The sequence below is a fragment of the Leisingera sp. F5 genome (genome assembly GCF_001593695.1).
On sequence record NZ_LUKH01000906.1, the window covers coordinates 1 to 1,479 of the forward strand.

Here is a 1,479-nt window from a genome sequence, read left to right on the forward strand (position 1 = left end):
CCCGTGATGAGTGCCGCCCGCCGGATTGTAGACGATGCCGCCGCTTGCCAGCAGCTCCCCCGCCAGGATCGAGCCGCCTGCCGCGGTGGCCGGACGGCGGAAGATTTCCGGGAACACCGGATTTGAAATTGTGCCCAGATGATGCCGCGCACGCACTTCTTCGCTAACCGCCTGCGTCGCCTCAGCCGTCTGCAACGCCGCGACATACTCCGGCGTGTGCCAGGCGGTCAGCGCCGCTGGCTTGGCGCGGGGGGAGTTCACATAGACCTCATCCGGCAGCCAGCCCAGCGCCCGCGAGAGATCCATCACGGTGGAGACCCGCGGCACCCGCAGGGGATGGGTGCGTCCATAGGACGACCCGCGATAGATTTCCGATCCGATGAACAGGGGGCGGGACAGCATGGCACAGTGATAGCCGGTTTCCACCGGATGCCAAAGGGCCTGCGATCCGTTCGGGGGTATACGCCCAACCCTTTGACGTTGCGCATTTTTGCCTGCCCGCTCAGGTTTCCCTCCGCCGCCCACTAGACCCATCCTCCGCGGCCTCCTAACGTGGCAGCCATGCTGCGTTATGCCCTGAAACGCCTGGTGTCCCTGATCCTCAGCCTGGCTGTTGCCTCGCTGGTGATCTTTCTCGTGGTCGAGGTAGCGCCGGGCGACCCGGCATCGTTTATGCTGGGGGTGAATGCGCAGCCTGATACTGTCGCTGCACTGCGCACGGAACTGGGACTGGATCAGGGAAAACTGACCCGCTATCTCAGCTGGGCCGCGGGGATGCTGAGCGGCGATTTCGGTACCTCCTATACCTACCGCACACCGGTGGCGGGCATGATCGCGGACCGGCTGTGGGTGTCGCTACCGCTGGCGATCTATGCGCTGACGCTGTCAACGCTGATTGCCTTTCCAGCAGGCATCTATGCCGCCGCCCGCCGCGGCAAGCCAGGCGATATGGCCGTAATGGGCGCAACCCAGCTGGGGGTCGCGGTGCCGAACTTCTGGTTTGCGATGATGCTGGTCCTGATCTTTGCCATCAACCTGCGCTGGTTCGGGGCCGGCGGCTTTCCGGGCTGGGACGCCGGGCTTTGGGCGGGCCTTCATGCGCTCACCCTGCCCGCCATCGCACTGGCGCTGCCGCAGGCGGCGATCCTGACGCGGGTGATGCGCTCTGCCCTTCTGGACATTCTGGGCGAGGATTTCATGCGCACTGCCCGCGCCAAGGGGTTGACCCGCCGTCAGGCGCTGTGGCGGCACGGGGTGCGCAACGCTTTGATCCCGGTGCTGACCATCATCGGCCTGCAGTTTTCATTCCTGCTGGCAGGCGCCATCATCATTGAACAGGTCTTCTATCTGCCCGGCCTCGGGCGGCTGGTGTTCCAGGCAATCTCCTCGCGCGATCTGATCGTGGTGGAGTCGGTGGTGATGCTGCTGGTCTTTGCCGTCATTACGGTGAATTTCCTGGTAGATCTCGCCTATGCGCTG

Annotated in this window: 1 protein-coding gene and 1 pseudogene; one reads left to right on the forward strand and one right to left on the reverse strand. The window is 64.5% G+C overall.

Features of this window, described 5'->3' with window-relative positions:
* Positions 1–402 (reverse strand): annotated as a pseudogene (locus A2I95_RS37315) (acetoin utilization protein AcuC); the annotation flags it as partial.
* A 159-nt stretch (positions 403–561) separates the two neighbouring features.
* Here A2I95_RS37315 and A2I95_RS37320 point away from each other — a divergent pair.
* Positions 562–1,479: ABC transporter permease (locus A2I95_RS37320; protein ID WP_291737501.1), on the forward strand; the 918-nt coding region annotated here is incomplete at its 3' end.